Raw genomic sequence first — 13,394 nt, 5'->3', positions numbered from 1 at the left:
CAGAAGGCTTTCGAGAGACTGCTCCCCGGGCCCGGAGCGCGCATCTTACGCGCGGGTTGCGCCTCCCGGCGGGGACGCCCCCTTTAGCAAGGGGCCCCTGCACTGTCCCACCAGGATGAGCGCTCATGGGCAAGGTTGCCGTTACTCCGGGCGCCCGAGGGCACCCCAAAACCTGTTCTCAACACAACCCCCGAAAGGAGGTGAACCCCCTGTCCAGAACGCTCTTCGTCGGGATCGACCTCGGCTCCGAAGATAACGTCGTCTGCGTCATGGATCCCGCCGGCGACGACCTCGCCCGTTTCACCGTCTCCAACGACCTCCCGGGAACCGAACGCCTCGTCGAGAAAACCCTCGACCTCGTTCGGGCCACCGGCTCGGACACCGCCAGCATCGGCATGGAGGCCACGAACCTCTACTGGTGGCATCTACACCAGGCTCTCTACGATGACCCGGGCCTCAAGGCCATCGAAGCAACCGTCACCGTCATAAACCCCAAGGTCATCGACGGCTTCAAGCGACTCTATCCCGACATGGCCAAAACCGATAAAATCGACGCCAGGGTAATCGCAGACTGTCTCCGTTTCGGGCGCGTAAAGCCCAGTCCACCACCGGACCTCCGCTTCGCGCCTTTGCAGCGCCTTACCCGCTATCGCTACCACCTCGTCCACACCTTGACCAACGAGAAGAACCGCGCCCTCAGCCTCATCTTCCTCAAGTTCTCTACCTATGCCAAGGGCTGCCCCTTCTCCAACGTCTTCGGTAAGGCCTCCCAGGCTGTCCTCGAAAACCTCACGCCTGACGAGATCGTCCAGCGCCCCTTGCCGGAACTCGTATATCTCATCGCCCAAAACGGCAACAACCGCCTCAAGGATGTCGACCATATGGCCCAGATCCTCAAGAACATCAGCCAGAGAGCCTATCGCCTCCATCCCAAGATGCGCGACGCGGTGGATACCGCCCTGGCCATGTCCCTGGAGACCGTTCGCTTCCTCGAAGCCCAGGAGTGTAAACTCAACATCGTCATCGCCCGGGACCTTCAGGCTATACCACAGACCCTCGACACCGTCCCAGGTATAGGCCCCGTCTACACCGCGGGCACGATCGCCGAAGTCGGCGACGTCCACCGCTTTCCAGATGACGATGCCCTTGCCAAGTTCGCCGGCCTTACATGGCGCAACCACCAGTCCAGTAAGTTCGCCGCCCAGGACCTGCCCCTGACCCGCTCGGGCAACTTCTACCTCCGTTACTACCTGGTCCAAGCCGCTAACTCCGTCAGAGTGCAGGAACCGGAGTTCGCTGCCTTCTACCAGCGCAAGTACAACGAGGCCAGCCATCACCACCACAAGCGGGCCCTCGTCCTGACAGCGCGAAAACTGGTCCGCCTGGTCTTTGCCTTGCTAAGCAAAGGCCAAGTTTACCGCGAAAGGAGGCTCCGCTCCTCTTAGGGGTTGTCAAGGTACAAATCGTCTTCTTCTACCTGGAACCAGATTCTGCCAGTTCCGGGACGCTATCTTATTGCCCATCGTCCCACCACTGCTTATGCAATCCCTAATGATCACCCATTTTCTGCCATTGACATTTCACCGCGGGTCTCTCGGTACAAAGGCCAATCCACGCGAGGGATTGAACTTTACCGCGGGAAGATTCATCACGACACAAGCGTTTCCTTCTTCGGGTCCGCGCTACACCCGATTCGGGGCGGCGAGGCGCCCGCAACGCAGCCCCGGGGACGGGCGCTGCGCACGCCGGCGGCGCTACTGGATCTGAACATGGGTGACAGGAACCTTCCCCGGGAGGATCAGCGCGGTAAGTGGGTTCGTGGTCTTGACGACCACGGTCGAGGATGACAGCGGGGCCATTATCCTCAGGTGGACTTCGGCGTTAAGGTAGGTGCAGTGTTTAACCTGGTTGATGCCGGCAGACTCGAACCTGTCGGAGACCTGGGTGAACACCCTGCCCATCGGCAGTATGCGAACCTTGATCCTCGGGCCGGAGGCGGCGAACACGCGGCTCCCGAGGACCTGTCCGAGCGGGATCTCGAGCACCTCGTCGGACAGCCCCTTGATCGCCGCCTGCACCGATTGGAGGACGGTAGTCTCGATCCAGTTGATCGCCATGGTGTTTATCCTGATGAGGGCGATATCTCCCGCCTGGTTCTTCTCGATCGACACGAGCTGCTCGGTCTTGACCTCGTCGACGATACACTGGGTGATCACCTGGTTAATCAGGTCGGTCGCCACGACGGTAGCCTTGGTCTCGGCCATGGCGATGAGGGTCGGTTCTATCGACCTCTCGAATTGCCACGCCGCGAGCGCGAAAATGACCGCCACCACCAGCGGGAAAGTCAAAGCGGGGGCGGCGCGTCGGCGCCTCCGGAAGCGAATCACCGGTACCAGCCCCCGCTTCTCGTTCTTCAGTTGAATTATATGAGCGCAGCCCGAGGGTTGAAACGACGGCGTGCCGCTTTACCTGAATACCACGCGCGCGAAACGCCTCTTCCCGACTTTCAGCACAGTGCCGTCGATGGCGGGGATCACCGCACCCTCCGCCACGCGCTCGTCACCCGCGTAGACCCCGCCCTGCTGCACGAGCCTCCTCGCCTCGCTCGCCGAGGGTGCGAGCCCCGCGAGGAATACCAGCCTCGCCGCGGATATGGTCCCACACGAAATCTCGGACGCGGGCACCACGACCTCCTCGATCTCGTCGGGCCGCATCTTCTGCTGGAACACCCTGACGAAGTTGGACTCCGCCTCGACAGCCGCCTCGGGTCCGTGGTAAAGCGCGACTATCTCGCGCCCAAGGCGCATCTTGGCGTCGCGCGGGTGAACGCTGCCGTCTCGCAGTCCTGCGTCGATCCGCCGGACCTCGGCGATCGGCGTCTCAGTGACGAGTTCGAGGTAGGGCACGATGAGTTCATCCGGGATCGACATGGTCTTCCCGTACATCTCGGGAGCGGGCTCATTGATGCCGATGTAATTGCCCAGACTCTTGGACATCTTCTGGACCCCGTCGAGCCCCACGAGCAGCGGCATGGTGAGGATAACCTGCGGTTCCAACCCGTATTCGCGCTGGATGTCCCGCCCCACGAGGAGGTTGAACGTCTGGTCGGTCCCGCCCAGTTCCACGTCCGCTTCCAGCGCCACGGAATCGTACGCCTGAGCCAGCGGGTAGAGGAGCTCGTGGACACCGATCGGTTTCTCTTCCTTGAACCTCTTGTGAAAATCGTCCCGTTCGAGCATGCGGGCGACGGTGTACTTCGCACCGAGGCGGATAACATCGGCAAAGCTCATCTTCCCGTGCCATCTCGAGTTGAACTCGATGCGTGTCACGGCGGGATCGAGGATCTTGAACATCTGGCTTTCGTATGTGCGCGCGTTCGCGAGCACCTCTTCCTCGCTCAGCTGTTTCCTGGTTTCGGATTTCCCCGACGGGTCACCTATCCGGCCAGTGAAATCGCCGATGAGGAATATCACCTCGTGGCCGAGGTCCTGGAATTGCTTGAGCTTCCTGATGCACACGGTGTGGCCGAGGTGTATGTCGGGCGCGCTCGGGTCGGCGCCGTACTTTATCTTCAGCGGCCTGTTCTCCTTGATCGACCGCGCGAGCTTTTCCTCGAGTTCCTTCTCGGAGACTATCTCAGCCGCGCCCCTCCGGATGGCGTCCATCTGCTCGTCCACCGGCAGCCAGCGGTGTGCTCTGGCGTTGGTTGCGGTCCTGTCGTCCAATCGTGTCATCCCCCGCCTGTGTCGATTCCAAATGATTATAGCACGCGCGGCGCGGGCCGGACAAACGGAACACCCGCCGGACCGGCATCGTCGGAGGAGTAGGGCTTCTCGCCGGCAAACCCCGCCGGCCGGAGTCCGGCCTCCGGCATGCGCCTTTAATCGCGACGGTGCGCTCGAACAACTATGATATAATACCTAACGAACTTGACCGTGGGAGAGGACCGATGGCGAAGAAGACCCCGAGGAAGAGAGTCAGCGCCCTGAGAGTATTCCTCACCGTGATGCTGTTCGTGGTGATCGTGGCCGGCACGGCGGGGTTCGTTCACGTTTCCAGAGTGCTGAAAGACCTGCCTGCCATAAGCCGGCTCGAGCCCAGGCCCAGCGCCACGTCGTTCATTTACGACGCGAACGGCAAGGTGTTCGCGCCGCTTCACGCTGAGGAGAACCGCATCCCTATCAGCATAAAACGGGTCCCCGAGCACGTCCGGCAGGCGTTCATTGCGATCGAGGACGCCAACTTCTACGATCACCACGGTATCGACATCAGGGGCTTCACCCGGGCGGCCATCAACACCCTCACCGGCAAGCAGTTGCAGGGTGGGAGCACGATAACGCAGCAGCTCGTGAAGAACGCGTTCCTCACGCCGATCCGGAGTCTCGACCGGAAGATCCAGGAGGCCTTCCTGTCCATCGAGCTCGAGCGAAGGTATACCAAGGACGAGATCCTGGGGATGTACCTGAATCAGATACTATTCGGAAACGGAACGTACGGAATCCAGGCGGCTTCGCAGCTGTATTTCGGCAAGAACGTGGAGGACCTGACGGTGGCGGAGGCGGCATTGCTCGCCGGAATGGTACAGTCACCGTCCAACTATGACCCGTATACCAAGCCGCAGGCATCGCGAGCGCGCCAGGCCACGGTACTGCAGGCGATGGCAAAGCATGGCTTCATCTCGCAGGAGGAGGCCGACAAGGCCGCCGCGCAGCCGCTCATATTCAAGCCATTGAAGAAGAACGTCGTCGAGACCGGCGGTTTCTTCGCCGACTACGTACTCCAGCAGCTACTCTCGAGATACACTCCCGAGATGGTGTACGAATCCGGGCTCCAGGTCTACACGACGGTCGACCCCAACATCCAGAAGGCAGCCGAAAAGGCGATCGCCAAGGTGCTCGACCCCGTCTTCCCCATAAAGCAGGAAGGCGAGTACCCCGAGGCCGCGGCGATAGTGATGGACCCGAAAACCGGTTACATCAAGGCGATAGTCGGTGGACGGAAGCACGACAGGTGGCTGCAGCACAACCGGGCGGTTCAGTCGAAGCGCCAGCCTGGCTCGGCGTTCAAACCCATAATGGTGTACACCGCCGCGATAGACAGGGGGGCGTTCACGCCGGCGAGCGTCATCGACGACGCCCCCGTCAAGTGGCCGCAGACCAGCGGCGAGGACTGGATCCCGGAGAACTACGACCGCAAGTTTCTCGGCCTGATGACGCTGCGCGAGGCGCTGGAGCGCTCGCGAAACGTCGTGGCCGTCAAGGTGCTGGACAGGATAGGCGTCAAGACGGGCGCCGACTACGCGGAGAACCTGGGGATAACCACCCTGGTCAGGGTGATGCGGCAGGGCAAGAACGATCTGAACCTGTCGGCGGGCCTCGGCGGCGTGACGGATGGGGTGACGCCCCTCGACATGACGGTGGCGTTCGGTGTGTTCGCCAGCGGTGGGATGAAGCAGGAGCCCATCTCCATTCTCAAGGTCGTTGACAGGAACGGGAACGTGCTCGAGGAGCACAGGCCGAAGGGAACGCGCGTGCTGAAACCCCAGACAGCCTGGCTCATGACTGACATGTTGAAAGGCACGATCGGCGTGCCCTGGGGTACTGGCACGAGGGCCAACATCGGCCGGCCCGCCGCCGGTAAGACGGGCACGACGAGCGACTGGAAAGACGCCTGGTTCTGCGGATACACGCCGGACCTCGTGGGCGTCGTGTGGATGGGCTTCGACAAGGACAAGACCATGGAGAAATGGAAGGTGACGGGTGGCACGTACCCGGCCGCCATCTGGAAAGATCTCATGGTGGAGGCCCACAGGACGATACCGTCCAAGGACTTCCCGGTGCCGAAGGACATCGTCCAGGCGACCATCTGTACGAAGTCGGGCAAGCTTCCGTCGCCGGCGTGCCCCGCGGAAACGTTGAGGTCCGAGGTGTTCATCAAGGGCACGGAGCCCCCCGACATCTGCGACATCCACGTACTGGTCGAGGTGTGCGCGGATAATCCGGCCGAGCTCGCGGGGCCATTCTGCCCCAACAGGGTGACGAAGTCCTTCATCCGGCGGGTGGAGCCGTACCTGGCGCTCGAGGACGGCCGCAAGCCCGCGGACGCGGAACAGGAAGTACCGCAGAAGATCTGTGCGCTGCACAACCCGGTGTGGCAATAGGGATGATGGCGGCTGCAATGCCTGGTCGAAACTGCGACCGGTGTGTGCCCGCCTCAGTCCTGGCGCAGCCTGTGGAAGACAGAACCGCCGCTCGCCGTGGCGCTCGCCGCGGCGGGCGGTTTCAGTCTCTCAGCGAAAGATTCGAGGGTGTCGGACCGCCGCATGCGGAGCCGCGGCAGTGCGAACAGCCCCTGGGACCCCTCGAGCCACCGGTTGGCCGTGGTAAACGCGGCGAGATACCCCGCGCGCTGCAGGGCCCGGACGGTCTTCCTGTCGTAGCGGCCGGCCGGATAGCAGAAGAAGCGCACCTCCCTCGAAAGCCTGCGCTCGATCTCCTCCCTCGCGCCCAGCGTTTCCAGCGTCAGGCGCGGGCCAGCGGCGACGAGCCTCATGTCGGGATGGGAGAACGAGTGGCTTTCTATCTCCATCCCGCCCGCGGCCATCTCAGCGAGCTGCTCCCACGACGCGTATCCGTCCTTGCCCACGAAGCCGGGCATTACGAAGAAAACCCCCCTCATCCCGTTCTCTTTCATGACGGGGTACACGAACTCATAGTGGCTGAGGTACCCGTCGTCAAAGGTGAGCACAACGGGCTTCTGAGGCAGAGCGGCCTTGCCTTTCAGCGCGGCGTAGAGGTCGCCTAACGCCACCGCATGGTAACCGCTGGCCTTGAGATACTGGATTTGCGCCTTGAATTGCTCCTTCTTCAAGAAGAGGTCGTGGGTTGAATCGCCGAACTCATGGTACATCAGTACAGGGACGCGCACCGGCCGGTGGAGACCCTGCGGCCTTCCGGAGAGCGAGGCGGCAGGTTGCGGGGCGGCTACGGCGACACCCGGCGCGACCGCCGGAATCATTGCCGGAAGCGCCAGGAGTAGGATGAAAACTCGGGCGGCGCGCACGCGCGCGGCGAACGCGGCCGGTTTCCGTTGAAACGCTCGAATCTCCTTACACATCGACTTATGGAGCACCCCCCACCCAACAGAATCACATTTCGCCCCTCGCCACGGTTTTCCTCGCGGGAGTGACCGCTATCCGCGCCGCTACATACGATGCAGGGTGACGTGACTCCGGGAGGAGAGCCTGTTGAACCCTGCCAGTCTGCTACTCTTGGCCGCCGCATGTAACCTTGACAATATCGTGGTTGGCATCGCCTACGGTTCCAGACAGATCCGCGTCCCGTTCAGTTCCAACCTGTTCATCGCGGTGATCACCGCCTCCGGCACGCTCCTTTCACTGCTGTCGGGCAGGGTCGTGTTTGCCCTCGTGAGGCCGTCGTTCGCGCACGCGCTGGGCTCGGTCGCCATCATGCTCGTCGGCGCGTGGATCGTCTTGCAGGAGGCCGCCCGGTGGCTTCAGGACGGCGACACCCTGGGGCCCGTCAGGTTGCTCCACGTGGAGAAGATTGAGCCCATGAACAGGCTCATCTGCGTCCTCGAAAACCCCGTCATCGGCGCCATGTCGGTGTCCGGGGTCCTCACCCGCAAAGAAGGCGCCCTGCTCGGCCTGGCGCTGACACTCAACAACCTGCCGACCGGCCTGGCGGCCGGCCTGGCCGGGACCAACCCCATCGTGCTGGCGGCGACACTCGTCGTGTTCAGCATGCTTACGCTATCCCTCGGGATGTACCTGGGCCGCAGGTTCGCCTCGGTTTGGCTCCGCGACGCCGCCGGTCCCCTGGCCGGGGTACTATTGCTGACGACCGGAATCTTCGAGCTGTTCATCTGAGCGACACGCTGAGTGACACGCCGGCCTGGAGCGGGGGCGCCGTCGCGAGCGTCACTCCACCGGGACCACCGTCTTGATCGTCTCCGACACGGGCACTATCGTCGCGGATACAACTGCCACGAATAGCCACTCCGCGGCAGCCAGTTGCTCGACCCCGAACACGGGGGCAAGCGGGCCCGCCATCACGAACAGCTGGGCGAGGGCGGAAACCGCCAGCGCCAGGACCATTGGAATGCTACTGAACGGGCCTGATTCGAATACGGACCGGCGCTCCGACCGGCAGTTGTTGGCGTGGAACAGCTGCATGAACACCAGCACGCCGAAGCACATTGACCTGGCGTGCGCGATTGAACCCCCGCTGTACAGGTCAAACGCATATGTGCCGAGGCTCAGGGCGCCTATCCACAGACCCTCCGCCAGCAGCCTCACAACCATGCCCAGGGTGAATATGCCCTGGCCGGGATCAGGCGGCCGCGCGTTGAGGGTGTCCTGCTCGGGCTTTTCCATACCCAGCGCAATCGCCGGAGCGGCGTCGGTCACGAGGTTTACCCACAGGATCTGGGCGGCGACGAGGGGCCTCCCCATCCCGGCTAACACCGCGCCGACCACGGTAATCAGTTCCCCTGAGTTGCACGACAGGAGGTACCGGATGCACTTGCGGACGTTGGCGTATATCGTGCGGCCCTCCTCGATCGCCGTGACGATGGTCGCGAAGTTGTCGTCGGTAAGGACCATGTCCGAGGCCTCTCGGGCGACGTCTGTCCCCTTGACCCCCATTGCGATCCCGATATCGGCCCACTTCAGCGCGGGAGCGTCGTTGACCCCGTCCCCCGTCATGGCGACGATGTGCCCGTCCTGCTTGAGCGCCTGGACGATCCGCGACTTGTGTTCGGGGGAAACCTCGGCGTAGACCCTGGCGTCCCTGGCTACCTTGAGGAGGGCGGTGTCGCTCAAACGGCCCACGTCGGAACCGAGAACGGCCTTCTCTCCCTCGGCGCAGATGCCGATCGATCTCGCCACCGCCATCGCCGTCGGCACCAGGTCACCGGTGATCATGACGGGAGTAATGCCCGCGGCCCTGCATTTCGCCACAGCGGGGCCAGCCTCGGGCCGCGGCGGGTCTATCATTCCGAAGTAGCCGACGAGCATCAGGCCGTCCTCGACTGCCCCGGACCTCCAGCCCTCGCCGTCCCATTCCCTGGTGGCGAGCGCCAGAACCCGGAGCGCCCGGGATGCCATCGACCTGACCGTGGATTCCAGTTGCCGGCGGATGACGGGGTCGATCCTGACTCGCGAGTCCTGGAGCATCACGCTCGTACACCTGCCGAGCACCACGTCCGGGGAACCCTTGGTGAAGGAGACGTAGCGCGGGGCCCCGTTCTGCATTTCCGGCGTCCTGTGAATCGTGGTCATCATCTTGCGGGTGGAGTCGAAAGGGATCTCGAAGACCCGCCGATACACGCTCTCGCATTCGGCGCGACGCAGACCGGCCTTGGCCGCCGCGACCACCAGGGCACCCTCCGTGGGGTCGCCGATGACTCTCCATCCTCTTTTCTCCTTCTGGAGGAGAGCGTCGCTACAGAGAAGCCCTCCCAATAGCATCGTGCGCAGGGGTTCGTGGGCGGGGGTTGGGGCGTCGCCGCTGTGCCGGCCCAGGGGCTGGAATTGCCCTTCGGGAGCATACCCGCTCCCGCTTACCGCGAACCGCTCTCCACCACAAAACATCTCGGTGACGCTCATCTCGTTCATGGTGAGCGTCCCGGTTTTGTCGGAGCAGATAACTGTCACCGACCCCAGCGTTTCCACCGACGCCAGGTTGCGGACGATCGCGTTCCTGGCGCTCATTCGCCGCGTCCCGAGGGCGAGCACGACCGTCACCACCGCGGGCAGACCTTCTGGTACGGCGGCCACACCCAGGCTCACCGACGTCAGGAACATCTCGAGCAGGGGCTCCCTCCTGAGCAGGCCGGCGGCAAGTGTCGCCCCCACGAGCAACAGGCACGCCGCGGCCAGGGCCTCCCCCACGGCGTTCAACTTCTTCTTCAGCGGCGGGTCCTCGTTGGGCGAGCGCGCGATGGTCCGCGCCAGGCGGCCCACGCGGGTCCGCATACCCGTCGCCGTCACGACCCCGGTGGCCCTGCCGTACGCTACAGTGGTCCCCGCGAACAGGTGGTGATTTCCCGCGCGGGCGTCCTTCTCGACCGGTACGGATTCGCCCGTCAGAATTGACTCGTCGACCCTGAGGTTGGCGGACTCGATTGCATCCATGTCAGCAGGGACCCTGTCTCCGGCCTCGACGGCGACGATGTCGCCGGGCACCAGCTCCCTCGACGGGATCACCCTCCACCCGCCCCGCCTTCTGACCCTGGCGGTCGGCGCGGCCAGTTCGTCAAGGGCTTCCAGCGCCCGCTGCGCCTGGTACTGCTGAACTACGCCTATCACGGAGTTCACCGCGACAATTGCCAGGATAACGGAGGCATCGAGCAATTCGCCCGCCAGGACGGACACCAGGGTGGCACCTATGAGGAACAGCACCAGGATGTCCCCGACCTGCTCCAGGAACATCCGCGGGATACCCGGGCCGGGGGGCTTCTCGATCTCATTCGGCCCGAATCTCTCGAGCCGCCTGCGGGCTTCGCGATCCGTCAGACCACCGGCCCCGGAAAGACCGGCCTGTAGCGGCGCCGTCGACGTGTTCACGGGGCACCGGTTTCTCCTTTCGTGAGGCGGCGTATGCGGAGGCGACCCATACCACGTTTAACCCGGACCTGTGGAACGCGGGTGGGCGACCGAGATAATTCGTATTGGCTGGCGGGTCCCGTTATTCTACCGTCTGAGATCCTCCCACTCGTCGCAAGGATGACCGGCGGGCAAAGCCCCTTCCGCGGCCTTCGATCTCTTGGACCTGACCCCCAGGGCGCCTTCACTGTCACCACTCCCGGTAAACGAGGTTCAGCCTCGCAGAACCAGGTCTGGCCGTCTTGCTGCCAGGTATTGTTCTCCGCGCAGAACGTGGTATCCAGAGTGCCCGAATGAAACGGGGAGGGCACATTTGCCTGGCGCCTCCCCGTCCAGCCCCTCGGAGCCTACTTCAGCGAAGCCACGCTTACCCCGTCACCGCCCTCCCCCTGCGCGCCGAAACGAAAAGACGCCACGTGGGGATGGTGCCGGAGAAACTCCCGCACGGCGCTCCTCAACGCTCCGGTGCCCTTGCCGTGAATTATCCTCACCTGCGGGACCCCGCCGAGGAGCGCGTCATCGAGATACTTGTCTACCGCCATGAGCGCCTCGTCAACCGTCATCCCGCGGAGGTCTATCTCCGGGGACACCTCCCTGGCCTTGTCGCTCATTACCCGCACGATTCCATCGGCGCTGCGCTGAGCGGGGAGCGTTTCCCCGGGCGCGGCGCCGGGCTCCGCGCCGGGCGCCGCAACCAGGTCGTGGACATTTACCTGAATCTTTAAGATACCGATCTGTACCAGCACGTCCCCAGATGGTCCCGGTTTGTCCAGAACACGGCCAACCTGTCCGATGCTCCTGACAAACACGCTGTCTCCCGGCTTGACCGAATCGAGTGACGGACCGTCGTACGGCGCGGTGGTCCCGGTACCCGGCGCGCCGTCGAGGGCGTCATCGAGGCCGCCCGGGGCCCTGGCCTCCTGGGCAGCCTCCCTCAGCGCGTCGCGCGCCTGCTGCACGAGCGCCTCTCTCTCGCGGGAGGAGATCCGCTCCGCCTCCTTCAACCGGTCCATAGCCTCGCGAGCGCGCGCCTTGGCCTTCTGCACCACGGCGAGCGCGTCGGCCTGGGCCTTCTGTAGTATGGCGTTCTCCCGCGTTCGCAGGTCCTGCAGCCTGCGCGAGTACTCTTCTTTGAGCTTCACGACCGCGCGCCTCGCCGCCTCCGCCGCGCGCTGGTCCTCCTCGGCCGCCCGCTTGACGCGCTCGATCTCGGCGATCATGTCCTCCACCCGGAGGCCCTCGCGCCCGACGAAACCGCGGGCCTTGTCGATGATCGACCCGTCCAAGCCGAGCCTCGCGGCTATCTCGAACGCGTTGCTGCGTCCCGGCAGACCGATCGTCAACCTGTACGTCGGCCTCAGCGTCTCCACGTCGAACTCGACCGAGGCGTTCTCGACCCTGTCCCGGGTGAACGCGAACGACTTCAGTTCACTGTAGTGTGTGGTGGCGATAGTCCTCGCCCCGGCCGAGTGAAGGTGCTCGAGGATGGCCATAGCAAGGGCCGAGCCCTCAGCCGGGTCGGTACCCGCCCCAAGCTCGTCGAGGAGAACCAGGCTCCCCTCCCCCGCCTTGCGGATGATCTCCACGATGTGCGACATGTGCGAACTGAACGTGCTCAGGCTCTGCTCGATCGACTGCTCGTCGCCCACGTCGCAGAAAACCCCGTTGAACAGCGATATCACCGACCCGTAACCGGCCGGCAGGTGGAGCCCCGCATGAGCCATGAGGGTCAGCAGCCCCACCGTCTTGAGGGTAACCGTCTTGCCGCCGGTGTTCGGCCCCGTGATCACCAGGGTGTCGAAAGACCTGCCCAGATGGACGTCCACCGGCACGACATCCCCGTGCAGGAGCGGGTGTCTTGCCCGCTTGAGGTCGATCACCCACCCCGACCCGAGCACCGGCTCGGAGGCCTCCATGTCGATGCTCAGGCGGCCTTTCGCGAAGGCGAAGTCTATCCACGCCGCCGCTTCGATCGTCTCGAGCAGTTCGTCCGCGCGCTCGGAGACCCTCGCCGACAGGTCGCGCAGGATCCGCTCGATCTCGTCCCGCTCGGCCATCTCCAGCCGGCGTATGTCGTTGTTCATCTCCACGACGGCCATGGGCTCGACGAACAGCGTCGCGCCGCTGGCGGACTGGTCGTGGACCACGCCGGGGACGAGCGCCTTGTGCTCCTGCCTCACGGGGATCACGTACCGCCCCGCGCGGAGGGTCACTATGGGCTCCTGCAGGAGCCGCACCATATCGGGTGACCTGGTCATTGAATCGAGCCTCTCGCGCACCTTCGCCGCGAGGTTCCGCATCTGCGAGCGTATGCGCTTGAGTTCGGGCGAGGCGTCGTCCCTGACCTCGGCCTCGTCGGTCAGGCACTCCATTATCGAAAGCGAGAGGTCTCTCAGGTTGCAGAGCCGCGCCGCGCGCGAATGAAGCGGGGACCCGGGCTGGGTGACCTGCGACAGGAATCGCTTGAGATCGGATGTGACAGAAGCTGTGGCAGCTACGTCCACAAGCTCACCAGGACCGGCAGTACCGCCGAGTTCGCAGCGCTTCACAACCGCCGCGATGTCCCGTATCCCGCGTAGTGGGGGCGATTTCGTCTCGAGTATCGCGGCCGCCTCCGTAGTCTCGGCCAGCGCGCGGCTCGCCTGTCCGCGCTCTGTGCAAGGCGCCACGTCCATCGCTTTCCGCCTGCCGCGATCCGTGATCGCACGCTCGGCCAGCATGGCGACTATCTTATCGAATTCGAGTACTCTCAGAGTCCTCTCATCAA

General features: G+C 64.0%; 8 protein-coding genes. 3 read left to right on the top strand and 5 right to left on the bottom strand.

What is annotated here, in order from left to right:
- Positions 1 to 209: 209 nt before the first annotated feature.
- On the top strand, positions 210 to 1,445 hold the full coding sequence (locus HPY55_13225) for an IS110 family transposase (GenBank protein NPV71580.1): 1,236 nt from the start codon (positions 210 to 212) through the stop codon (positions 1,443 to 1,445).
- Between the two features lie 309 nt (positions 1,446 to 1,754).
- Here the strand turns inward: HPY55_13225 and yunB are convergent, their stop codons facing one another.
- Positions 1,755 to 2,387, bottom strand: coding sequence for a sporulation protein YunB (yunB, locus tag HPY55_13220; protein NPV71579.1), 633 nt, complete (start codon positions 2,385 to 2,387; stop codon positions 1,755 to 1,757).
- 78 nt (positions 2,388 to 2,465) lie between these two features.
- Positions 2,466 to 3,734, bottom strand: coding sequence for a tyrosine--tRNA ligase (locus tag HPY55_13215; GenBank protein NPV71578.1), 1,269 nt, complete (start codon positions 3,732 to 3,734; stop codon positions 2,466 to 2,468).
- 215 nt (positions 3,735 to 3,949) lie between these two features.
- Between HPY55_13215 and HPY55_13210 the strand changes: the two genes are divergently transcribed.
- Complete coding sequence (locus HPY55_13210) at positions 3,950 to 6,160, top strand: penicillin-binding protein 1A (protein ID NPV71577.1); 2,211 nt, start codon at positions 3,950 to 3,952, stop codon at positions 6,158 to 6,160.
- A gap of 53 nt (positions 6,161 to 6,213) precedes the next feature.
- Here the strand turns inward: HPY55_13210 and HPY55_13205 are convergent, their stop codons facing one another.
- Entirely contained in the window at positions 6,214 to 7,116 is a 903-nt protein-coding gene (locus HPY55_13205) for a polysaccharide deacetylase family protein (protein ID NPV71576.1), read from the bottom strand.
- A 130-nt stretch (positions 7,117 to 7,246) separates the two neighbouring features.
- Between HPY55_13205 and HPY55_13200 the strand changes: the two genes are divergently transcribed.
- On the top strand, positions 7,247 to 7,888 hold the full coding sequence (locus tag HPY55_13200) for a hypothetical protein (GenBank protein ID NPV71575.1): 642 nt from the start codon (positions 7,247 to 7,249) through the stop codon (positions 7,886 to 7,888).
- A 51-nt stretch (positions 7,889 to 7,939) separates the two neighbouring features.
- Here the strand turns inward: HPY55_13200 and HPY55_13195 are convergent, their stop codons facing one another.
- Together HPY55_13195 and HPY55_13190 are read right to left on the bottom strand one after the other, a co-directional pair.
- Complete coding sequence (locus HPY55_13195; protein NPV71574.1) at positions 7,940 to 10,588, bottom strand: cation-translocating P-type ATPase; 2,649 nt, start codon at positions 10,586 to 10,588, stop codon at positions 7,940 to 7,942.
- A gap of 386 nt (positions 10,589 to 10,974) precedes the next feature.
- Positions 10,975 to 13,347: an endonuclease MutS2 gene (locus HPY55_13190; GenBank protein NPV71573.1), complete on the bottom strand. Its 2,373-nt coding sequence runs from the start codon at positions 13,345 to 13,347 to the stop codon at positions 10,975 to 10,977.
- Between the last annotated feature and the right edge of the window lie 47 nt (positions 13,348 to 13,394).

The organism is Bacillota bacterium, from assembly GCA_013178305.1.
Lineage (GTDB): Bacteria > Bacillota > Sulfobacillia > JABLXB01 > JABLXB01 > JABLXB01.
The sequence above is the reverse complement of the archived record's forward strand: the minus strand, read 5'-3'. Positions and strand labels throughout refer to the sequence as shown.

What these genes read in the sequence shown, in the direction of transcription:
- HPY55_13190 (NPV71573.1), bottom strand. Translation starts at nt 13,347, where the DNA reads ATGCTGGCCGAGCGTGCGATCACGGATCGCGGCAGGCGGAAAGCGATG.
- HPY55_13205 (NPV71576.1), bottom strand. Translation starts at nt 7,116, where the DNA reads ATGTGTAAGGAGATTCGAGCGTTTCAACGGAAACCGGCCGCGTTCGCC.
- HPY55_13210 (NPV71577.1), top strand. Translation starts at nt 3,950, where the DNA reads ATGGCGAAGAAGACCCCGAGGAAGAGAGTCAGCGCCCTGAGAGTATTC.
- HPY55_13215 (NPV71578.1), bottom strand. Translation starts at nt 3,734, where the DNA reads ATGACACGATTGGACGACAGGACCGCAACCAACGCCAGAGCACACCGC.